This is a genomic window from Azospira inquinata, from assembly GCF_018905915.1.
GTDB classification, from domain to species: Bacteria; Pseudomonadota; Gammaproteobacteria; order Burkholderiales; family Rhodocyclaceae; genus Azospira; species Azospira inquinata.
Window position 1 is genome coordinate 2,688,580 of the sequence record NZ_CP064782.1, and the last position, 20,555, is coordinate 2,709,134.

General features: G+C 64.4%; 19 protein-coding genes and 1 CRISPR repeat array (1 of these 20 running past the window's edge). Of the genes, 6 read left to right on the top strand and 13 right to left on the bottom strand.

The features are described 5' to 3' along the window. Positions 1–115 precede the first annotated feature (115 nt). Entirely contained in the window at positions 116–2,209 is a 2,094-nt protein-coding gene (locus Azoinq_RS12300) for a methyl-accepting chemotaxis protein (RefSeq protein ID WP_216128663.1), read from the top strand. 125 nt (positions 2,210–2,334) lie between these two features. On the opposite strand, the gene Azoinq_RS12305 is transcribed toward Azoinq_RS12300, so the two are convergent. From Azoinq_RS12305 to aat, 12 genes are all read right to left on the bottom strand, one after another. Next, positions 2,335–2,763 carry a DUF1841 family protein gene (locus tag Azoinq_RS12305; RefSeq protein ID WP_216128661.1) on the bottom strand — a complete coding sequence of 143 codons (429 nt, stop codon included), beginning with the start codon at positions 2,761–2,763 and terminating at the stop codon, positions 2,335–2,337. Then, positions 2,756–3,847 (bottom strand): FIST C-terminal domain-containing protein, encoded by a 1,092-nt coding sequence (locus tag Azoinq_RS12310; protein ID WP_216128659.1) that lies wholly within the window; start codon positions 3,845–3,847, stop codon positions 2,756–2,758. Before Azoinq_RS12310 ends, Azoinq_RS12305 begins: the two co-directional genes overlap by 8 nt. A gap of 81 nt (positions 3,848–3,928) precedes the next feature. Continuing rightward, a complete protein-coding gene (nth, locus tag Azoinq_RS12315) occupies positions 3,929–4,579 on the bottom strand; it encodes an endonuclease III (RefSeq protein ID WP_216128657.1) in 651 nt (216 codons plus the stop codon). 21 nt (positions 4,580–4,600) lie between these two features. Continuing rightward, on the bottom strand, positions 4,601–5,299 hold the full coding sequence (locus Azoinq_RS12320; protein ID WP_216128655.1) for an electron transport complex subunit E: 699 nt from the start codon (positions 5,297–5,299) through the stop codon (positions 4,601–4,603). A gap of 27 nt (positions 5,300–5,326) precedes the next feature. Further along, positions 5,327–5,998, bottom strand: coding sequence for an electron transport complex subunit RsxG (gene rsxG, locus Azoinq_RS12325; protein ID WP_216128653.1), 672 nt, complete (start codon positions 5,996–5,998; stop codon positions 5,327–5,329). A 4-nt stretch (positions 5,999–6,002) separates the two neighbouring features. After that, the gene (locus Azoinq_RS12330) at positions 6,003–7,010 is read right to left on the bottom strand and encodes an RnfABCDGE type electron transport complex subunit D (RefSeq protein WP_216128651.1); all 1,008 of its coding nucleotides are present in this window, start codon (positions 7,008–7,010) and stop codon (positions 6,003–6,005) included. A 14-nt stretch (positions 7,011–7,024) separates the two neighbouring features. Then, positions 7,025–8,758: an electron transport complex subunit RsxC gene (gene rsxC / locus Azoinq_RS12335; protein ID WP_216128649.1), complete on the bottom strand. Its 1,734-nt coding sequence runs from the start codon at positions 8,756–8,758 to the stop codon at positions 7,025–7,027. After that, entirely contained in the window at positions 8,758–9,300 is a 543-nt protein-coding gene (rsxB, locus tag Azoinq_RS12340; RefSeq protein WP_216128647.1) for an electron transport complex subunit RsxB, read from the bottom strand. Before rsxB ends, rsxC begins: the two co-directional genes overlap by 1 nt. A gap of 54 nt (positions 9,301–9,354) precedes the next feature. Beyond that, complete coding sequence (gene rsxA, locus Azoinq_RS12345) at positions 9,355–9,939, bottom strand: electron transport complex subunit RsxA (protein WP_216132441.1); 585 nt, start codon at positions 9,937–9,939, stop codon at positions 9,355–9,357. A 61-nt stretch (positions 9,940–10,000) separates the two neighbouring features. After that, the gene (locus Azoinq_RS12350; RefSeq protein ID WP_216128645.1) at positions 10,001–11,062 is read right to left on the bottom strand and encodes a quinone-dependent dihydroorotate dehydrogenase; all 1,062 of its coding nucleotides are present in this window, start codon (positions 11,060–11,062) and stop codon (positions 10,001–10,003) included. Between the two features lie 90 nt (positions 11,063–11,152). Beyond that, positions 11,153–11,908, bottom strand: coding sequence for an arginyltransferase (locus Azoinq_RS12355; protein ID WP_216128643.1), 756 nt, complete (start codon positions 11,906–11,908; stop codon positions 11,153–11,155). Next, a complete protein-coding gene (gene aat, locus Azoinq_RS12360; protein ID WP_216128641.1) occupies positions 11,895–12,623 on the bottom strand; it encodes a leucyl/phenylalanyl-tRNA--protein transferase in 729 nt (242 codons plus the stop codon). The genes Azoinq_RS12355 and aat overlap by 14 nt, the downstream gene beginning before the upstream one ends. Positions 12,624–12,921: 298 nt before the next feature. Here aat and Azoinq_RS12365 point away from each other — a divergent pair, with 298 nt between their 5' ends. Further along, on the top strand, positions 12,922–13,800 hold the full coding sequence (locus Azoinq_RS12365; RefSeq protein WP_216128639.1) for a patatin-like phospholipase family protein: 879 nt from the start codon (positions 12,922–12,924) through the stop codon (positions 13,798–13,800). A 391-nt stretch (positions 13,801–14,191) separates the two neighbouring features. On the opposite strand, the gene Azoinq_RS12370 is transcribed toward Azoinq_RS12365, so the two are convergent. Then, entirely contained in the window at positions 14,192–14,707 is a 516-nt protein-coding gene (locus tag Azoinq_RS12370) for a C40 family peptidase (RefSeq protein ID WP_216128637.1), read from the bottom strand. A 209-nt stretch (positions 14,708–14,916) separates the two neighbouring features. Between Azoinq_RS12370 and Azoinq_RS12375 the strand changes: the two genes are divergently transcribed. The 4 genes from Azoinq_RS12375 to Azoinq_RS15245 all read left to right on the top strand — a co-directional run bounded on the left by Azoinq_RS12375 (position 14,917) and on the right by Azoinq_RS15245 (position 19,986). Beyond that, positions 14,917–15,915 carry an oxidoreductase gene (locus tag Azoinq_RS12375; RefSeq protein ID WP_216128635.1) on the top strand — a complete coding sequence of 333 codons (999 nt, stop codon included), beginning with the start codon at positions 14,917–14,919 and terminating at the stop codon, positions 15,913–15,915. 7 nt (positions 15,916–15,922) lie between these two features. Then, positions 15,923–17,056, top strand: coding sequence for a response regulator (locus tag Azoinq_RS12380; protein ID WP_216128634.1), 1,134 nt, complete (start codon positions 15,923–15,925; stop codon positions 17,054–17,056). A 59-nt stretch (positions 17,057–17,115) separates the two neighbouring features. Further along, positions 17,116–19,008 carry a propionate--CoA ligase gene (locus tag Azoinq_RS12385; protein ID WP_216128632.1) on the top strand — a complete coding sequence of 631 codons (1,893 nt, stop codon included), beginning with the start codon at positions 17,116–17,118 and terminating at the stop codon, positions 19,006–19,008. 216 nt (positions 19,009–19,224) lie between these two features. Further along, positions 19,225–19,986, top strand: a complete 762-nt coding sequence (locus tag Azoinq_RS15245; RefSeq protein ID WP_408627069.1) for a YdcF family protein — start codon at positions 19,225–19,227, stop codon at positions 19,984–19,986. A gap of 56 nt (positions 19,987–20,042) precedes the next feature. Continuing rightward, positions 20,043–20,555: a CRISPR direct-repeat array (repeat unit 28 nt; unit sequence TTTCTGAGCTGCCTACACGGCAGTGAAC) (it continues 175 nt past the right edge of the window).

Here is a 20,555-nt window from a genome sequence, read left to right on the forward strand (position 1 = left end):
CCCCATTCCTGGCGATGGGGGCGGGCTAGGAGATTGTACATAATGGTCCCTCTGGTACCCGGCCCGTCCCAAATCACCAGCCTGGGCGGGCTATTTCGAGAAAGTCGCTGCCGCCATGAAAATCAATCAGCCGGTTACCCAGCAAGAAATCCCCGTGCCCGAGGATGAATATCTGGTCTCCAAAACCGACCTCAAGGGCATCATTACCTACGCCAATGATGCCTTTGTAGCGGTGAGCGGTTTTTCCCGAACCGAGCTGATGGGCAAAAATCACAACGTGGTGCGCCACCCAGACATGCCGCCCCAGGCCTTTGCCGACCTGTGGGAGACGGTGAAAGGGGGCAATCCCTGGCGCGGGCTGGTGAAAAACCGGGCCAAGAACGGCGGTTTCTACTGGGTGCGGGCGGTGATTGTGCCCATTACCCGGGAGGGGCGGATCGAGGGCTACATGTCCGTGCGCACCCCTCCCAGCCGGGACCAGATCCGGGAAGCGGAGATTCTTTACCGGGATCTCCTGGCCCATCCGGAGCGCTCCCTGGGCAATACGAGCCCCTTCCGCCGCAGCTTGTCCCTGCGTACCCGCTTAAGGGCCATGCTCGGGGCCTTTGTACTGGTGGCTCTGATTCTGGCCGGTCTGGGCCTGTACGGCATGAACCAGTCCAACCAGGATCTGGTGGATCAGTATCAGCGGGAGCTGGTGCCCGCCGTCCAGGCCAATCAGGTGGCCCAACTGCTGGCGGAAAGCCGCAGCCAGGTGCTGCTGGGCTTGCAGCACGATCCGGCGGGCAATCTGGCCCGGCTCCACGACCATAGCATCCAGGTCCATGTGGGCCACCTGGAAGAAAACCGCCAGCGCACTTGGGAACTGCTTCGGGCCTTGGAACAGCAGGCCCAGGATTCGGTGGTGCGCCGGGATTTGGGAGAACTGATCCGCCTGCGCCAGATGTACAGTGACGAGGCCATGAAGCCCGCCCAGGAAGCCCTGAGCCGGGGGGATTTCCGGGCCGTGGAAAGCCTTCTGGTGAGCCGCATCAATCCCCATTACGCCCGGGTGGAAGAGGCCTGCCAGCGCCTGGCGGAGGATTTCAAGGGCGTGGCCCAGCGGGAATTTTCCCAGGCCAAGGCCCGTTATGAGCGTTTCCTCCTGTGGATGGGGGGCATCACCCTGGGAGTCCTGGCCCTGGCTTTTGGGGGTGGCTGGTTGCTGATCCGGGCCATCATCGAGCCGATCCGCCAGAGCGTGAATATTTTCCGGCGCATTTCCGAAGGGGATCTGCGGGGGGATATCGACATTTCCCGCCGGGACGAACTGGGCCGCCTGCTCTGCCAGCTGGCCACCATGCAGGTGCGCCTCAAGGTCATGCTGGACCAGATTCGCAATGCCACCGCTGGGGTGGAAGACCGCTCCCACGGTCTGCGGGAGGACATGGGGGGGGTGGTGGCCAAGTCCCAGCAGCAATTGTCCGACGTCCAGTCCGTGGCCGCTGCCACTGAAGAATTTTCCCAATCCGTGGCCGAGGTGGCCAGCCATGCGGGAGATACCGCTGGGGCGGCGGAGCAATCCACCACTCTGGTGCTCTCCAGCAATAGCCAGCTGGATCAGAGCATGGCCGCCACGGCCCAGGGGGTGAGCACGGTGAATGCGGCCAGCGCCAGTCTCCATGAGCTGAACGACGCCATTGTGCGCATCGGGGACGTAACCCGGGTGATCCAGGAAATCGCCAGTCAGACCAATCTGCTGGCCCTGAATGCGGCCATCGAAGCTGCCCGGGCCGGGGAGGCGGGCCGGGGCTTTGCCGTGGTAGCAGATGAGGTGCGCAAGCTGGCGGAGCGCACCACGGCCAGCACGGGGGACATTACGGCTACGGTGGAAGCCATCCAAAGCACCACCCGGGAGGCGGTGAGCCGCATGGAAAGCGCGGTGACCGAGGTGGAATCGGGCAATCAGTTGATGGGGGAGAGCGTGGCCGGGCTGGCGGGCATTACCCAGTCTTCCCGCCAGGTGACGGACATGGCCCGGCAGATTTCCGACGCCGCCCAGCAGCAGACCGTGGCCAGCCAGGAGGTAAGCCGGAGCATGGAACACATTTCCAGCCTCATCGAGCAGAACACGGCGGCGGCCCAGGATGCGGAACAGGCCACGGCAGCCCTGCTGGAACACACCAATCTGCTGCGGGAACTGCTGGCCGGCTTCCGCCTGAGGGCTTGAGGCAGGGGGCGGGGGTATTCGGGGCCCGGTTCCCCGGGGAACCATGGCGAGCGCGGGGGACAGGGCGATGCCCTCTCTTGAGGGCTCCCGGTCTAGGTTCCAGGCCCCGGGGCGATGAGATCCGCCTAGCGGGCCAGACTCTGGACCGCCGCCAGATATTCCTGGGGATCCACGGGGGCGCTGGCGGTCTGGGCCCGGTACACCGTTTCCCCCAGACATTCCAGAAGCCGGTGCTGGGCCTCGTGCTCATCCGTCAGCTTGCGGCAGAGCCGCTCATAGGCGTCCCGGATGCCCGGGGGCTGGTCGATGGAGAGCTGTTCCTGAATGGCCAGGTGGAGGGACAGATGGAGGAAGGGGTTCATCTGGCCTCCTTCCGGCGGCCATTCCCGGGCCAGGGCCTGGGCCTCGTCCTCTAGCAGTTCCCGGTATTCCGGATGGGGCAGAATGACCGCCACCGCCTGCTGTTCCATGGGCTCCAGGGGTTGCTGTTGCTGGTACTTGCGCCAGGCGGTGCAGAAAAATTGACGGACTTGATCGCGGCTGGGGCTAAACACGGGGGGCGGTCTCCGATGGGTGACTGAAGAGGGCGGTGAGGACCGTATTGTGCACCAGGGTACGGCCTTTCGGGCAGGGCAGGAGCTGGCCGCTGCCATACACCCCCAGGAGGGGCAGGTTGGGGAACTGGGCCTTCAGGGCCAGCCAGTCCCGGTCCTCGCCCCCATAAAAATAGGGGCCCCGGCCAATGCAGGAAAAAACCAGGGCGAAATCCGGGGCTGCCACCTCCTGGGCCAGGGCGGCGAGCCGGTCCCGCAATTCCTGTTCCGCCGCCAGGGGCTGGCGGATGGCCCAGACCAGCTGGCGTCCGGGGCGCAAAGGGGCGGCCAGGGTCAGGGACCGGTCCCCGTTGGCGGTGAGCAGGGGCACCAGTTCCGCCTCCTGGCGGGCCAGGGCCGCCGCCGGGGGGCTGTCCGCCAGCACGGCGGTGAGCTGGTGCAGGGGCAGGGGGGAACGCTGGCGCAGATCCGGGGGAAGGCGCCGCAGCAGGGCGTCCAGGGCCGGCTGGCCATCCACCTGGGTCAGATCGTGCCCCTGGCAGCGGGTGACCGTCGCCCCTTCTCCGAGAAAGCGTAGGCCGTGGGCGGCAGCGTAGTGGCCCCGGCTTCCCTTGAGGCGCAGATGGAGGGGGCCGGGAGCCAGGAGGCGACCGCCCTGCCAGAGGGGTAGGGGGGCCTGGGTGTTGCTATAGACCCCTCCCAGCCAGGAACCCGGGCCGGGAAGATGGTCCGGACTGCCGTAGGCCAGCCCGGGAAAGCCGTCCTCCGGGCCATGGGCGGTCTCCAGACCGAAGGGAGCGGCCAGGGCCAGGACGGCGACGGCGGGCCGGTCCAAGACCCAGCCGTCTTCGGTGAATAGGCCCGCCCCTATGCCCCCCGCCACCTGGAGACAATCGGCGGCCCGGGAGGCGGTGAGTACGGCGGCGGCTCCTGCCCGGGCGAAATCCGGGGTGAGGAAGAGGAGGAGGGCGCTGGCCCGGGCTGCGCCCTGGGCGGACAGGCGCGCCAGGGCCTGGTTTACGGCCTGATCCACCAGGGCGGGATGGGCGTCGTTACCGGAAACCAGGGCGGTGGCGGCGTACATGGCGGGTCCTTGGCCAGGGCTCAGGGGTGAAAGGGATAAGGGGAACGCCGCCCCCCCAGGGATGGGGCCTGGGCGGCGGGGTCAGACATGGGCGGGCTGGTCCGCCGTCTTCTCCGGATTTTCGCAGAGATCGGCGATGAGGCAGCGTTCGCAGTCAGGCTTTCTGGCCTTGCACACGTAGCGGCCCAGGAGAATGAGCCAGTGGTGGGCGTGTTGCTTGTATTCCCCGGGGGTGAATTTTTCCAGCTTGGTTTCCACTTCCAGGGGGGTCTTGCCAGGGGCCAGCCGGGTCCGGTTGGCAACCCGGAAAATATGGGTATCCACCGCAATGGTGGGATGGCCAAAAGCCACGTTGAGCACCACGTTGGCGGTCTTGCGGCCTACTCCGGGCAGGGCTTCCAGGGCGTCCCGGTCCTCTGGCACCTGGCCTCCATGGCGTTCCAGAAGCAGGTGACAGGTGGCGATGACGTTTTTGGCCTTGGTGCGGTAAAGGCCGATGGTCTTGATGTAATCCGCGACCCCGGCTTCCCCCAGAGCCAGCATGGCTTCCGGGGTGGGGGCGGCGGGAAAGAGGCGGCGGGTGGCTTTATTGACCCCCACATCCGTGGCCTGGGCCGAAAGGAGAACGGCGATGAGGAGCTGGAAGGGGGTGGCGTATTCCAGTTCCGTGGTCGGCGCCGGGTTGGCCGCCTGGAGCCGGGCGTAGATCTGGGCGCGTTTGGCGGCGTTCATGGCGGGCTTGGGGGCCGGGGCCTAGTGGCAACCGCCGGCGGTCACCGGTTCGGGAATGGGGCGCTGGGCCCGGCGGGCGGCCCGGGCTTCCACCCAGTTTTTCCAGGCCACCAGGCAGCCCAGCACAATGAAGGCGCCGGGGGGCAGGATGGAGACCAGGAAGCCCGGGTAGTTTTCCGGCAGAAGGCGCAGATGGGAAAGGCTGGGGACCACCAGTTCAATGCCGCCGAACAGGTTGCCCGTGCCGATCAGTTCCCGCAGCCCCCCCAGGAGGGAGAGGGTCCAGATCATGCCGACCCCCATCATGGCTCCGTCCAGGGCGGAGGCCAGGGGACTGTTCTTGGCGGCGAAGGCTTCGATCCGGGCCAGCACCAAGCAGTTGGTAATAATCAGAGGAATGAAAATGCCCAGCACCAGGTAGAGGCTGTGCAGGTAGGCATTCATGGTCAGGTCCACCATGGTCACCACGGCGGCGGCGATGAGGATGAACACGGGAATGCGGATTTCATGGGGAATGAAATTCCGCAGACAGGCCACAAAGAAATTGGACAGGGCCATGACTAGCAGGGTGGCCAGGGAGAGCATGAAGCCATTGACCAGACTGGTGGTGATGGCCAGCAGGGGGCACATGCCGAGAATCTGGACCAGGCTGCTGTTCTGCCGCCAGACCCCATTGAGCATGATGTCCTTGATTTCGGCGCGGCTGGGAAGAAAGGCCATGTTTTGTCTCGTGCAACGAAGAGTGGGTTATTTGGCGGGAACGGCCGGGGCGGCGAACAGCTCGTCCCGGTGGGCGTTGGCGTAGGCCAGGGCTTTTTTCACGGCCTTGACCACGGCCCGGGGTGTGACGGTGGCGCCGGCCACGGAATCAAAATGGCCGCCGTCCTTCTTCACCTTCCAGCCCTTTTCCTCCACCCGGGCGAAGGAAAGACCGGTGAATTGCTCGATCCAGGGATGATCCTTGTGCTTATTGTCTTTCTTGGGGTCGATGTAATCCCCCAGCCCCGGGGTTTCCTTGTATTCCGTCACCCGCACCCCGGCCAGTTCCCCGTTGGCCTTGACCGCCACCAGCATGCGGATTTTGCCCGCGTAGCCGTCCGGCGCCACCGCTTCCATCACCAGGGCGGCGGGCTGGCCCTGGAGCCGGGCCCGATAGATGAGGGATTTATCGTCCTGGCCCAGTTCCGGCGTGGGGGGAATCTGGGTTTCGTCCTGGAGCAGATTGTTGTCGTACAGGGCCTGGGGCAGCACTTCGCCGATGCTGCGCTGCTTTTCCTCGGCGGCGGAAGCTTCAATACCCGGCCGGGTGAGGGCGTAAATGGCTGCCAGCACGGCGGTAAAGACAATGACGAAAAGGAACAGGATGACGGCGGTGCGCGCCGCCAGAGTGGTGGCGCTGGGGTCTTTGACGGTCACCATGGCCTTAATCCTTTTGACCGAAAACCGGGGGTTGGGTGTACATGTCGATGAGGGGCACGCAGATATTCATGAACAGCACGGCAAAAGCCACCCCATCCGGATAGCCGCCGAAGACCCGGATCAGGTAGGTGAGCAGGGCCGCCCCGGCGGCGAAAATGATCTTGCCCCGGGGCGTGGTGGCGCCGGACACCGGATCGGTGGCGATGAAGAAGGCGCCCAGCATGGCGCCGCCGGAAAAGAGGTGGAACAGGGGATTGGCGAAAGCCGCCGGGTGGAAGGCCCAGAGCGCCCCGGAAAAGAGGGCCAGCACGGCCAGGAAGGTGCAGGGCACATGCCAAGTAAAGACCTTCTGCTGCCACAGCCACAGGCCGCCCAGCAGGTAGCCTCCGGCCACCCATTCCCAACCCTGGCCCGCCATGGTGCCGAACACCTTGGGATTGGCCAGAATGCCCGCCACGGTGGCATGGCCTTCACCCAGCTTCAGGGCGGTCTTCAGGCTGTCCAGGGGGGTGGCGCTGGTCACCGCATCCACCCGGGGCAGGCAGCCGAAAATGATTTGCAGCTGCTGGCCGAAATCCCCGCCGATCCCGGGCCACTGGGACATGAGGGAAGGGAAGGAAACGATGCATACCGCAAAGGCGATCATGGCCGGGTTGAAGGGGTTTTGCCCCAGGCCGCCATAGAGCTGCTTGGCGATGACGATGGCGAACAGCACTCCCACCACGGTGAGCCACCAGGGGGCCAGGGGCGGGAAGGTGAGGGCGATGAGCCAGGCTGTGACCAGGGCGGACAAGTCCCCCAGGAAGAGGCCCAGGGGCTTGCCCCGTACCTTGAGCATGGCCCCTTCCGCCACCAGGGCGGTGAGGCTGGCCAGGGCCAGCTGGACCAGGACGGCTGGGCCGAAGAAAAACACGTAGGCGACAATGCCGGGCAGCAGGGCCGCCAGCACTTTGAACATGACCCGCTGGACCGAGGCGCCCTTGAGCAGGTAGGGAGGGGTGGTGAAATCCATGGGAGATCCGTGCATCAATCCTGGGAATCGGCCCGGTCGGTCGTCTCGGGGGCGACCGCCGGAGCGGCGGGTGGGGTGGCCATTTCCGTCTTGGCCACTTCCTGGAAGCGGGCGCGGCGGGCCGCCAGGTCTTCTTCCTTGGCCTCGTCGGTGGGGGCTGCGGCCTGGGCCTGTTCATGCTCGGCCTTTTGCGCCCGGGCCCGGGTCAGGGCGGCAGCGATGGCGGCTTTTTTCGCCGCCTCCGGATCGTCGCCGGCAGCCGGGGCGGGAGTGCCTTCGCCAGCGGCGGCATCCGCCGCCTTTTTTGCGGCCTGGGCGGCCGCGGCTTTGGCCAGCTTGGCGGCTTTTTCCGCCTTTTCCCGTTCATCCCGAGCCTGCTTGAATTCGAACCGGCTCTTGGCCGCCTCCGCTGCCTTTTTCTCCTGTTCCCGGCTCCAGATTTCGCTCTTGGCGAAGCGGAAGTACTGCACCAGGGGAATGTGGGAGGGGCAGACAAAGGAGCAGCAGCCGCACTCGATGCAATCGAAGAGCTTGTAGGCCTGGGCCTTGCCGAAATTTTTGGCCCGGGAATGCCAGTACAGCTCAAAGGGCTGCAATTCGTGAGGGCAGGCCTTGGCGCATTCGCCGCAGCGGATGCAGGGCATTTCCGGGGGCGCCGGGGGAAAGAGGGCAGGGGAATGGGCGATCAGGCAGTTGGTGGCCTTGACCACCGGGGCCGCCAGGTCGGGCACCATGAAGCCCATCATGGGGCCCCCCATGAGGTAGCCGTCCGTATCCGCCTTGGGCTCGGCCAGCTTGACCAGTTCTTCCATGGGGGTGCCGATCAGCACTTCCCAGTTGCGGGGGGTGGCCACATTGCCGGTGAGGGTCACCAGGCGGGAGATCACCGGTTCCCCGTGGGCCAGGGCGCGCCAGGCGGTGTAGGCGGTGGCCACGTTGAAGCACTGCACCCCCAGGTCCGTGGAGCGCTTGCCGTTGGGCACTTCCTTGCCGGTGAGGACCCGAATCAGCTGCTTGGCGCCCCCCGCCGGGTAGCGGGTGGGAATCTGGATGATCTGGAAGTCTTGAAAGTCCGGCCCCAGGGCGGCCAGGGCGGCATTCATGGCAGCGTAGGCTTCCGGCTTGTTGTCCTCAATGCCCACCAGCACCTTCTTGGGCTTGAGCAGATCCCGGAAAATTCCCGCGCCCCGCAGCACTTCCTCGGCCCGTTCCCGCATCAGCAGGTCGTCGCAGGTGATGAAGGGCTCGCATTCCGCCCCGTTGATCACCAGCTCTTCCATGGGCACGGTCTTGCCCGCCTGGAGTTTGACGTGGCTGGGGAAAACGGCGCCCCCTAGGCCCACTACCCCGGCGTCCCGCAGCAGTTCCCGCACCTTCTCCGGGGCTAGCTGGTGGTAATCCACGGGCTGGCGTTCGATCCACCGGTCTTCCCCGTCCGGGGTAATGACCACGGAGGCGGTGCCCAGGCCCGAGGGATGGGGCGCCGGATGGAGGGCCACTTCTACCACCGTGCCCGAGGTGGGGGCATGGACGGCGGAGGAGACCCAACCGTCTGCCTCGCCAATGGGCTGGCCTTTGAGTACGTGGTCCCCGGTCTGTACCAGGGGACGAGGCGTGCCGCCGATGCTCTGGTGCAGGGGCACCACCACCCGGCTGGGGAGGGGCGCCACGGCAATGGGCTGGGTGACGGATTGGGCTTTGTTGTGGGGCGGCTTGACGCCCCCTTTGAATTTGAAAAGTTGCAGCATCAGGCGGCCTTTTTCACTTCAATGACCGGATATTTCCATTTCCAGTTATCCACCGTTTCCCGGACCGGTTCCATGGCAATGCATTCCACCGGGCAGGGGGCGACGCACAGCTCGCAGCCGGTGCAGAGGGAGGCGACCACCGTATGCAGCTGCTTCGCTGCCCCCACAATGGCATCCACCGGGCAGGCTTGCAGGCAGAGGGTGCAGCCGATGCAGGTGGCTTCATCCACCACCGCCACCTGCTTGGGTTTTTCCTCCCCGTCCAGGGGCTTGGCTTCCCGGCCCAGGAGTTCGGAGAGCTTGCGGATACCTTCCGCGCCCCCCGGCGGGCAGCGGTTAATGTCCGCTTCCCCCTTGGCGATGGCTTCCGCGTAGGGGCGGCAGCCGGGGAAGCCGCACTGGCCGCATTGGGTTTGGGGCAGGATGGCTTCCACCTTTTCCACCAGGGGGTCCCCCTCCACCTTGAATTTGATGGCGGCAAAGCCCAGGGCGGCGCCCAGAATGACGGCCCCCAGGGCCATGATGGCAACGGCGATCAGCATGTCAGTCGTATTTCGCGAACAAGGCGCTCCGGACGGCGGGCGCCGGGTTGAAAGTCATTGGTATTTGTCCAGGCCGGCAAAGCCCATGAACGCCAGGCTCATGAGGCCGCCGGTGACCAGGGCGATGGCGGTGCCCTTGAAGTAGGTGGGCACGTCGGCCCCCTGGATGCGTTCCCGGATGCCCGCAAAGAGGATCAGGGACATGGAAAAGCCGATGGAACTGGCGGCGCCGAATACCAGGGATTCCATGAAATTGAACTTGTAGCCCAGGGCCAGCAGGGGCACCCCCAGTACGGCGCAATTGGTGGTGATGAGGGGCAGGTAAATGCCCAGCACCTGGTGCAGCATGGGGCTGGTCTTCTGAATCACCATTTCCGTGAGCTGGACGATGGCGGCGATGGTGACGATGAAGGCGATGGTGCGCAGGTAAATGAGGTCGAAGGGGATCAGCAGGGTGTGGTCGATGATCCAGCTGGCCCCGGTGCCCAGGGTGAGCACGAAGGTGGTGGCCGCCCCCATGCCGAAGGCGGTTTCCAGCTTCTTGGAAACCCCCATGAAGGGGCACAGGCCAAGAATGCGCACCAGCACCACGTTATTGACCAGGGCGGCGCCGACGAAAAGGAAAATGTAGTGAGCGATCATGATGGGGTATCCGAACCGGGCATTATGGGGGGGCGAGGGGTAGGGAACAACCGCGTTATCAGTAGGCCTTTCCGTCTCCGGAACGGGATTGGATCAGGGGGCGCAGGGCGTTGACCGCTTCCCCCACCAGGGGCGGGCCCTGGTAAATGAAACCGGTATAGAGCTGGACCAGCTTGGCGCCGGCTTCCAGCTTCTCCCGGGCATTGGCGCCGGAGAGAATGCCGCCTACGCCGATGATGGGCACTTCCCCTTGCAGGGCCTGGGCTAGACGGCGGATGACGGCGGTGGACCGGTCCTTCAGGGGGGCGCCGGACAGGCCGCCGGTTTCATTCCCGTGGGCCAATCCCTCCACGCCCTGGCGGGAAAGGGTGGTGTTGGTGGCGATGACTCCGTCCATGTGGTGGCGGCGCAGCAGATCGGCGATGGCCTGGATTTGACCGTCTTCCAGGTCCGGGGCGATTTTCAGGACCAGGGGGGTGTGCTTTCCGTGGCGGTCCGCCAGGCGCTCCTGGGCCGCCTTCAACTGGCGCAGCAGGGCGTCCAGGGCTTCGTCTTCCTGGAGGCTGCGGAGATTCTTGGTATTGGGGCTGGAGATGTTGATGGTGACGTAGCTGGCCGCCTCGTACACCTTGTCCAGGCAGATCAGGTAGTCGTCCGCCGCCCGCTCAATGGGGGTGTCGAAGTTTTTGCCGATATTGATGCCCAGCACTCCCCCCCGTTTGGGGAAGGCCGCATGGGAAACGTTTTCCAGCAGGGCATCCACCCCCTGGTTGTTGAAGCCCATGCGATTCACGATGGCCTGGCGCTCCGGGATGCGGAACAGCCGGGGACGGGGATTGCCGGGCTGGGGCCGGGGGGTCACCGTGCCCACTTCAATGAAGCCGAAACCCACGGCGGCCAAGCCGTCGATGCAGGCCCCATCCTTATCCAGCCCCGCGGCCAGACCTACCGGATTGGGAAAGCGCAGGCCCATGATTTCCACGGGACAATCGGGCACTTTGCCTCCGGCCAGGCAGGAAAGCCCTGCGGCCTGGAGAAAGGACAGACTCCCCAGACCGAGGCCGTGGGCCTTTTCTGCGTCCAGGGAAAAAAGGATTTTGCGGGCGAGCTGATAAAACATAACCGGGCATTTTACCTCAAGCCCTGGTTTTTCCTCTCACTTTTGGCTTAAATTTTGCCGTGGGGACGGGGCCGGGCGGCCTTTTCCCGGTCAGCGCCCGTAGTCCAGGTCCGGCGGCAGACCGGCCCAATCCACCCATTCCCCCTCCCAAAGGGCTTCCATGGGGCGAAAGCGGGCTTTATAGGACATTTTCCGGCAATCCCGAATCCAGTAGCCCAGATACAGGTAGGGCAGGCCCAATTCTCCGCATAGGGCGATCTGCCAGAGCACGTTGTAGGTGCCCAGGCCCTGGCGGGCTCCGGGCTCAAAAAAGGTATAGACCGAGGAGAGGCCGTCTTCCAGCAGGTCGATGATGCTTACCATGACCAGCTCTTCCCCGTCCCGGAATTCCACCAGCCGGGTATCCACCCGGCTTTGCAGAAGAAACTGGGCGTATTGCTCCCGGTTGTCCTGGTCCATGCCGCCCCCGGAGTGGCGGGCCGCCTGGTAGCGCTGGTAGAGCTGGTAATGGCTGTCTTGGTAGAGCAGGGGCTGTTCCCGGGCTTGCAATCCGGCGTTGTCCCGAATTGCCCGGCGCTGGCTCCGGTCCGGCTGGAAGCGGGCCACGGGCAGGCGCACGGGGACGCAGGCCCGGCAACGGTCGCACCAGGGCCGATAGGTAAAAATACCGCTGCGGCGAAAGCCGGTCCGCACCAGTTCCCCATAGACCTCGCTGGTAATCAGGTGGGTGGGGGTGGCCACCTGGGAACGGGCTTCCCGGTCGTCCAGATAGCTACAGGGGTAGGGGGAAGTGGCGTAGTACTGGAGCAGGGAAAAGGGCAGCTCGGAATCGTTAAGCTGGGACATGGGGCTCCTTCCAGTCGAAATCCTCCTCCGCCCCGGTCCATAGGCCGGCGGGAGGTCCATCCCCGGTGTGACTCTCCAGCAGGGCCACAAATTCCTGCCGGGGAATGAGGCGGGCTCCCAGGGAAGCCAGATGGGGCGTGTGCATCTGACAGTCGATGAGCCGGAAACTCCGACGCTCCAAGAAACGGGCCAGATAGGCCGCCGCCACCTTGGAGGCATCCGTTCTGTGGGAAAACATGGATTCCCCATAGAACACCCGGCCCAGAGCCACCCCGTAAAGACCGCCCACCAGGGTATCCCCCTCCCAAGCTTCGACCGAGTGGGCCAGACCGAGTTCATGGAGATGGCGGTAGGCGGCCTGCATTTCCGGCACGATCCAGGTGCCCTGCTGGCCGTTGCGGGGGGTGGTGGCACAGGCCGTCAGTACCTGGGCAAAACTCCTGTCCAGACGCACCCGGTAGGTGCCCCGGACCAGGGTCTTACGGAGGGAATGGGAAATGTGAAACTGGTCCGGAAACAGCACCATGCGGGGGTCCGGGCTCCACCAGAGAATGGGGTCCCCGGGGGCGTACCAGGGAAAAATACCCTGGCGGTAGGCGGCCATCAGGCGCCGGGGGGACAAATCCCCTCCGGCGGCCAGAAGTCCGTTGGGCTCGGTCAGGGCCAGGTCCACCGGGGGAAAGCGTTCCGGAATGTCCGATAGCCAAGGAATCATGATCGTCCTTTTCCCCCCAAAGCCTCGGGCCGGGCCCTGGCCTCCCCGGGGAAAAGGGCGTGGCTGCTGGAGGCGGGGGAGGGGGAAAGAAAAGAGCCCATGGGCGGGGTTGGGGGTGGGGTCGGACTGTTCCTATAATGTCGCCTTTCTCGCCCAGCGTCGATCCCCCTGATGGGGAACGGGGCGGGAAGCGGCCCCGGGGGCATATCCCCGTCCGGTGGGCCGGTGTGGGGGCTTGCACCCCCTTTGTGCTTGGCCCTGTTTCGGAAAAAAAGGGCCCTTTTTTCTAGGATTTCCCGTGTTGTCTCGTTGCTATCGCTTTCTCTCCCTCCTCCTTTGTCTCTTTCTGGCTGCCTGCGCCACCGCCCCCAAGGGGCCCCAGCCCGGGGCCCAGGCACCCCAGGCCAAAACTCCCAAAATCGCCCTGGCCCTGGGGGGCGGCGCCGCCCGGGGCTTTGCCCATGTGGGGGTGATCAAGACCCTGGAAGCCCATGGCATCGTTCCCGACATGGTGGTGGGCACCAGCGCCGGTTCCGTGGTGGGGGCCCTCTACGCCGCCGGTTACAGCGGCTTTGAATTGCAGAAAATGGCCATGAAGCTGGATGAGGGCTCCATTACGGACTGGATGTTGCCGGAACGGGGGCTGCTCAAGGGAGAGGCTTTGCAGAAATTCGTCAATGACGCAGTGCGCCAGCAACCCATCGAACGCCTACGCAAGCCCTTCGGCGTGGTGGCCACGGATCTGCGTAGCGGCGACCCGGTGACTTTCCGCACCGGCAATACGGGCATGGCGGTACGGGCCTCCAGTACGGTGCCCGGGGTATTCCAGCCGGTGCGCATTGCTGGGCGGGAATATGTGGATGGGGGCCTGTCCAGCCCGGTGCCCGTGCGGGCCGCCCGGGCCATGGGGGCGGACATCGTCATTGCCGTGGATATTTCCGGCAAACCCAATAACGCCAAGGTGGGCGGGATGCTGGATGTGCTGCTCCAGACCTTCACCATCATGGGCTACCACCTGGGCCAGGAAGAACTGAAGAGCGCGGATATCGTCATCCGCCCCCGTATGCCCAGCATCGGTTCCACGGACTTCAATGCCCGTAACGAAGCCATTATGGAGGGGGAAAAAGCAGCCCTGGCGGCCATTCCCCTGATCAAGGCCAAGCTGGGACGGCGCTGAGCCGGAAGCCAGGGACTTCCGCCTTCCCTTTGATTCGGGGGAGCGGGAGTGCCCGGGGGATGGGGCCGGGCCCTTGCGGCCGTTGTCCCGTCCCATGCCCTACGGTGCCCCGCTCAAGCTTGAGTGGGGCTCTAAAGGGTGATGGGCAGGAGGCCCAACCCTTTTCCCCCTATACCGGATGCGGTTTTAGGGCAGGTCTGCCCGGTAGCCGTGGGAAGAAATAGGGGAAAGCTAGAAATCGACCAGGCAGGGAAGGGCGAGGGACGGACCTTAATGCTCAGAAAACGGGGTTGATCGCTGCGCCGGGGAGCCTGAAAAACAGGGGCTCGGAGAAAATCAGGGCGAAAAAAAACGGCGGAAATTCCGCCGTTTTTCTTGAATGGGATAAGTCTTACCGTTCCAGGATACGGCGGGCGCCGTCGAAGCGGGTCAGCCAGTAGCTCTGGCGCATGTCCTCCACCCGGACTTCGGCGCCGGGCTTGGGGGCATGGAGGAATTGGTTATTGCCCACGTAGATACCCACATGGGAGAAGGTACGGCGCATGGTGTTGAAAAACACCAGATCGCCAGGCTTCAGATCCCGGGGATCCACCTGGGTGCCGATTTCACTCATGGAACGGGCGGTGCGGGGGAGAACGGTGCCCAGGGATTCCCGGAACACATAACGGACGAAACCGCTGCAATCCAAGCCTTCTTCCGGATTGTTGCCGCCGTAACGGTAACGCACCCCTACGAATTCCAGGCCTTTGATGATCAGATCCTGAACACCGCTGGTGTAGCGCTTCAGGAAGGTGGGTTCGTCGCCCCGATCCGCCTTGGACTCTTCCGCTGCGGCAGGATGGGCCAGAATGGCCAGGGCCATGAGCGGAACCGCGAACTGGGATAGGAGTTTGCGTTTTTTAGCCATGGGTCCGGACTCTATTGGAAAATCAGCCCCTTGTAAACCGGTTTTACACTTCCTCTTAAGGGTTTGGCATGGCGGAAATGGCTATAATCCCTTGTCCCATTTAGGGAAAACCCTAGGTGGAAAAAGGGCTTTTGCCCGATCTTTGCCGGGGACAAAATCCCCAGACAGGCGTGGTCCCCGGTTTCATACAAAAACAAGGAGACAAACCCATGCAACAGCCGTTCAAGGCCTTTCTTATCGAAATGGTGGAAGGCAAGACCCTCAGCCATTTTGTCCAGCTGGAAGAAACCCAGCTGGACCCGGGAGATGTGCTGATCCGGGTGGCCTATTCCAGTGTCAATTACAAGGATGCTCTGGCGGCCACGGGCCAGGGCAAAATCATCCGCCGCTTTCCCTGTGTGGGGGGCATTGATCTCTGCGGCGTGGTGGAAGAAAGCGGCGATCCCCGCTATCGGCCCGGGGACCGGGTGGTGGCCACCAGCTTCGATATTGGGGTGGCCCACCATGGGGGTTACAGCCAGTTCGCCCGGGTGCCCGGGGATTGGGTGGTGCCTTTGCCGGCGGGTTTAAGCCTCTATGAGTCCATGGCCCTGGGCACGGCGGGTTTTACTGCCGCCCTGGGCATTATCCGTATGGAAGAAAACGGCCTCCGGCCGGACAAGGGGCCCGTGCTGGTCACCGGCGCCACCGGTGGGGTGGGCAGTCTGGCCATCGACATGCTGGCGGGCCTGGGCTACCGGGTCACGGCCCTCACGGGCAAGCCGGAAGAGGCGGATTATCTCCGTTCCCTGGGGGCGGAGGCGGTGGTGCTGCGCAGCACCCTGCCCCTGGATGAGCCCCGGGCTCTGGATAAGGGCCAGTGGGCGGGGGCGGTGGATAACCTGGGGGGCAATGTGCTGGCCTGGGTGGCCAGTACCATGCTCCAGGGGGGTACCATTGCCAGCATTGGCTTGGCGGCAGGCATGACCCTGAATACCACGGTGGCGCCCTTTATTTTGCGGGGGGTGAGCCTGTTGGGGGTGGATTCGGGCTATATCGGTGAACCTTACCGCCATGGGGTCTGGCAGCGTCTGGCCACGGACCTGAAGCCCCGCCATCTGCTGGAATTGACCCGGGAAGTGGGCTTTGACGACCTGCCCGGGGTATTCGATAGCTTTATCCAGTCCCGCTCCCGGGGCCGTCTGGTGGTGAAAATCGGGGAGGTGTGAGACGACCATGGAAAATGCCGCGCCGGAACTGCCCCGGCTACTGATCGTGGATGATTCCCGCATGGTGCGGGCGTCCATTATCAAACATCTGAAGGGCCGCTATGCCTACCGGGAAGAGGTGAATGGGGAGGCGGCCTGGCAGACCCTGGTGCTGGACCCCACCATCCGGGCGGTAATTTCCGATCTGGGCATGCCCGTGCTGGACGGCTTTGGCCTGCTGGAGCGGGTGCGTCAGTCCAAGCTGGCCCGGGTGCGCCAGTTGCCGGTGATCATGATTTCCGGCGACGAGGACGAGGAATCCCGGCAGCGGGCCAAGGCCCTGGGGGCTACGGACTTCATCACCAAGGGCATCGGCACGGTGGAACTTCTGGCCCGGCTGGAATCCCTGGTGCGCCTGGGCCGGGTGCAGGACGCCCTGGCCCAGAGCCGGGCGGCCCAGGTGAAAAATCCGGAGACGGGCCTATTTACCCGGGCCTATCTCACCGAGCAACTGGCCCAGGCCCTGTCCCTGGCCCGCCGTCATGGCCAGTCCCTAAGCCTGGTGGCCCTGAGCTTTGATCATTACGAAGCTCTTTGCCAGGCCCAGGGGCCAGCCTGGGTCAAGCTCCTGGAGGGACGCTTTCTGGAAATCCTGGGGGGCAATATCCGTAAGGAAGACAGCCTGGGCCATTACGCTCCCGGGGCTTACCTGATCCTCTGTCCGGAAACCTCCCTGGCGTCCAGCGAAGCCTTTTGCGAACGCCTGCGCCGAGCCGTGGCCACCGCCCAGGTGTCCGCCCAGGGCCAGCGCCTCCACCTTTCCGTGAGCATCGGTATCGCCAACAGTCTGCACACCCCGGAAGGGGAGGCCGAGGCCTTTCTCGGCCAGGCCGTGTGGCGCATGGAATCGGCTCTGGTGGCCGGGGGGGATCGGGTGGTGAGCCACAGCGGCGGCGCCTCTTCCGCCCCTGCCTGTCCCTCCCTGGAACAAGCCCTGGCTTGGCTGGCGGCGGGGGAAGGGGCCCAGCTCCGACCCCATCTGGGGGCCTTGGAAAGCCGGGTTTTCCCTATCCTGAAATTTTTGAATACTGAATTACAATGGGGCTTCCCGGTCACCGACCTGGAGCGCCGATTGGAGGACAAAGCGGAAGGGCGACATTAAAAAATCATAGGCCCGACGGCGTCCGCTCATAACCGTGTAGGAAGACAAAAAGGAAGGCCATGACCAGCTATCAAGCGTTTCACCGTCGTTCCATTGAACAGCCCGACGCCTTTTGGACCGAGCAGGCCCAAATGGTGGACTGGCACAAGCCCTTCGAGAAAGTGTGTGACTTTTCCCGTCCCCCTTTCGCCAAGTGGTTCGTGGGCGGAGAAACCAATCTTTGCTACAACGCGGTGGATCGCCACGCCGCTCAGCGCCCCAATGACCGGGCCCTGATCTACATTTCCACGGAAACCAACGAGGAAAAGATTTACAGCTTCGCCGAACTGCAACGGGAGGTGGAGCGCATGGCCGCCATCTACCAGAGCTTGGGGGTGAAGCAGGGAGACCGGGTCCTGATCTACATGCCCATGATCGCCGAGGCCTGCTTTGCCATGTTGGCCTGCGCCCGGATCGGGGCCATCCACTCCGTGGTGTTCGGTGGCTTTGCCTCCGGCTCCCTGGCTACCCGGATCGACGATGCCAAGCCCGTGCTGGTGGTTTCCGCCGACGCCGGGATGCGGGGCGGTCGGGCCGTGCCCTACAAGCACCTGCTGGATGAGGCCATTGAACTGGCCCAGAACAAGCCGGCCAAGGTGCTGATGGTGGACCGGGGCCTGGACCCGGACTTTAACAAGGTGCCCGGCCGGGATCTGGATTACGCCACCCTGCGGGCCCAGTTCATGGATGCCCAGGTGCCCGTTACCTGGGTGGAATCCTCCCATCCCTCCTATATTCTCTACACCTCCGGCACCACGGGTAAGCCCAAGGGGGTACAGCGGGATACCGGTGGCTACGCCGTGGCCCTGGCCTCCTCCATCAAGCACATCTACTGCGGTGCCCCGGGGGAAACCTTTTTCTCCACCTCCGACATCGGCTGGGTGGTGGGCCACTCCTACATCATCTACGGTCCCCTGATCGGTGGCATGTGCACCATCATGTACGAGGGCACCCCCCTGCGGCCCGACCCGGGCATCTGGTGGCAGATTGTGGAAAAGTACCGGGTGAACGTCATGTTCTCCGCCCCTACCGCCGCTCGGGTGCTGAAAAAGCATTCCCCCGACTACCTCCACAAGTACGACCTTTCCAGCCTGAAGCACCTGTTCCTGGCCGGGGAGCCCCTGGATCAGCCCACCCATGAATGGATCATGGGGGAACTGAATAAGCCGGTGATCGACAATTACTGGCAGACCGAAACCGGTTGGCCCATGCTCTCCACCGTGCGGGGCGTGGAAGACACCAAAATCAAGTTCGGCACCCCGGCCTTCCCGGTGTACGGCTACGACGTGCGCATTTTCCGGGAAGACGGTTCTGAGTGCGACGCCAACGAAAAGGGCATTGTGGGCGTGGTGCCGCCCCTGCCCCCGGGCTGCCTGTCCACCGTGTGGGGGGACGACGAGCGCTTCATCAACACCTACTTCAGCCTCTTCAAAGACCCCCTGGTCTATTCCTCCTTCGACTGGGGCATCAAGGACGAGGAAGGCTACCACTTCATCCTGGGCCGGACCGACGACGTGATCAATGTGGCGGGCCACCGCCTGGGCACCCGGGAAATTGAAGAAGCGGTCCAGGGCCATCCCGCCGTGGCGGAAGTGGCCGTGGTGGGGGTCAATGACCAGCTCAAGGGCCAGCTGCCCGTGGCCTTTGCCGTGGTCAAAGATCCGGCCCGGATCGCCACCCCCGAACTGGTGGCGGCCCTGGAAAAGGAAGTGATGAAAAAGGTGGACGAAAACCTGGGGGCCATCGCCCGCCCGGGTCGGGTCTACTTCATCGCCAACCTGCCCAAAACCCGCTCCGGCAAGCTGCTGCGCCGTTCCATCCAGGCCCTGGCGGAAGGCCGGGACCCGGGGGATCTGACCACCATCGAAGATCCGGGCGCCCTGGAGCAAATTCGCGCCGCCCTGGCCCACTAAAAGCCTGGGGCCGCCTCCGGGCGGCTTTCCCCGTATCGGCCCGCCGCCCTTCGCGGCGGGCTTTTTTCTGCCTGTTTTCTGAGCATTTCCCGGTCGCCTGGGGTATCCTTGGGCGCCCCCGGCCTCCCCAGTCCCGCTGGGCGGGCTTCTCCGGCCGCCTTTCCGGCCCCGGCGGGCTCTCAATCGCGCCCCTATTTCGCCTGACTGAATTTCTCCATGTCGTTTGCCTGGTTGTTTACCAATGCCCTGGCCTGGTGTCTCCTGCCACCGGGCAACAGTCTCCTGTTATTCCTCGTAGCCTGGGTGCTGCGCCGGGCCTGGCCCGAAGTTGCCCGGCTGGCCGCCCTGGTGGGCGGCGCCATGCTCCTTTTCCTCTCCCTGCCCGTGGTGGGGGAAGGCCTGCTCATCGCCCTGGAACCCGCGCCCCTGATGCCAGCGGAACTGGCCCAGGCCCAATGGAAAGCCGGCGCCATCGTGGTGCTGGGGGGCGGTCGGGATTTGGTGGCCCCCGAATACGGCGGCGAAACCGTCTCCCGGGAAACCCTGCAACGGCTCCGCTACGCCGCCTGGCTTCAGCGCCAGACCGGCCTGCCCATCCTGGTCACCGGCGGACGGCCCGACGGGGGCAAGGAAGCGGAAGGGCGCCTCATGAACCGGGCCCTGGAAGACGATTTCGGCGCCTGGGTGCGCTGGGAAGAAGACGGAGCCCGGAGCACCCGGGAAAACGCCAACAACGCGGCGGTTCTCCTGGCCCGGGACCATATCGGCACGGTGCTGCTGGTGAGCCACGGCTGGCACCTGCCCCGGGCCCAGGCCGCCTTTGAACGGGCCGGCCTCAAGGCCATTCCGGCGCCCACCGGCTTCACCCCCCATCCCCATACCCCCCTGGATTTCCTGCCCCAGCCCCGGGGCCTGGAATACTCCCGCCTGGCCCTCCACGAATGGCTGGGCCGCCTCTGGTATCTGGCCAGACGCTAGGAGGCTGCCTGCACGGCAGTGAACTCGGCTAACGACTACACCGTCGCCGAGCGCCATTTCTGAGCTGCCTACACGGCAGTGAACTTGGCGGTGAGGCGGATCAAGCGGGCCTCCAATTTCTGAGCTGCCTACACGGCAGTGAACGTCGAGGTGGATGTCCCACCGGTCTTCAGGCATTTCTGAGCTGCCTACACGGCAGTGAACTCGACGCCAAGCCCCCCCGCGCACCCCAAAAATTTCTGAGCTGCCTACACGGCAGTGAACGTCAGGCCCATGGACCGTTTCCACTTCGTCGGTTTCTGAGCTGCCTACACGGCAGTGAACAATGGGCTCTAACCCGACATCACTACCAGCATTTTCTGAGCTGCCTACACGGCAGTGAACTATGTGGCTTTCGGATGATTTAACAACCTTTTTTTCTGAGCTGCCTACACGGCAGTGAACCCGGAACGAACACGAAGCGCCGGAGCCGACAATTTCTGAGCTGCCTACACGGCAGTGAACGTGGGTGATCGACAGGCTCACGATGATCCTGTTTTCTGAGCTGCCTACACGGCAGTGAACTGCAA